General features: G+C 39.4%; 1 protein-coding gene. It reads right to left on the bottom strand.

Translation table 11 applies throughout. The features are described from left to right. On the bottom strand, nucleotides 1-1,294 hold a 1,294-nt coding region (locus tag A3739_RS29210), incomplete at both ends, for a hypothetical protein (protein ID WP_197471979.1).

Genomic DNA, 1,294 nt, shown 5'->3' with positions numbered 1-1,294 from the left:
TGTAGAGATGACGCGTTCTTCATCATCTTCATCCAGTTCTTCGAAATTAAAAATTCCATCTATCTGGTTTCCATCATATTTCGCCACATAGGGATCAATCAGATATTCATCTGAACTGTCTTCGTCAGAAACAAATATCAATAAGTCGGCTTCGCCAATGGGGTTATTCAAAAAGCCAAGTTTAGCGCCTTCGATAACTCTAACTATCCGACTAGACTCAAATTCCGCGGTGACCCACGTGTTTGTAGAAATGTTTTCAGCAAGTATGTTTGTGGGGGCTAAGGCGTTGATATAAATACGAGATTCATGGGTCGTTAAATCAATATCCGAAGCGCTATTCACTGCGAAGATTGTTTCTGCTCTCGAGTCGTTAGAGAAAATCAACAAAGATTGATAAGAAGCAAATTCTTCTATTGTTACGATATCTCCAGTATCTAAAGCAGCAAAAGTTAACGCGATTAGGCCTGTTTGTTTTGTATAGAGTTCTTCATCATTGCCAGAGTCAAACTGATATCGATAGAGAGTGTCATCGCCTTCATATGCAATAAAACCATCCGTTAAGGCATGGTTTGGGACGGAACCTTGGTTTGCATTATCAAATGTTGAGCGTGCAAGTGATAAATACGCTTTGATTGCATTTTCACTAGCCACAATATCTTCTGAGTTAATAAGAGTATTGAGCGTGGCAAGACTTAACTCATGAAGAGTTGTATAACTAGCTTGGAGGATTTGGCTATTGTCATATTCTTTTTGGTTTCGGAATATAACTAAGCGGTCATCACCTGCACTTACAACATATGGTGGGGGAGTTTCTTCGTCGCTTGCCGGCTTATTTTCTGACTTATACTCAAATGGAAAATCGAACAATGTAGGTCCATTCCAAACCCTACCGCTCAATGCTTCTGTTTCAGCGTTGTGTGATACCCATATCGAGCGACCTGTTTGCTGCTCACCATCATCATCGTTGTAAATAAAATTTGGATCAATCAGAAATGCTCCAAAGACTTCTGAGCTACTGACGTTAAAACTTTCATTAAGGATGTTCGAACGAGATATATCAAAGTCTATGTAGTGATATCGATTTGTAGCAAATGAGCAGTCAGAGCCATTTTTAAGCGCGACATATACTGCTGTATCATCGATTGTCTTCAGGTAGTAGTCACTATCTGAATCAAATACTGAAAATGCAGGTCTTTTGGCTGCGTATACGCCGCACACGTCATCGATAAATTCTTTGAGGTCGTATGAACGACGGTTTGCTGTTTTCGAATAATTAAGCAACTTAATCATTTTT

The sequence above is a fragment of the Oleiphilus sp. HI0067 genome, assembly GCF_001635735.1.
Note: the sequence above shows the minus strand (reverse complement) of the source record. Positions and strands in the feature narration are given on the sequence as shown.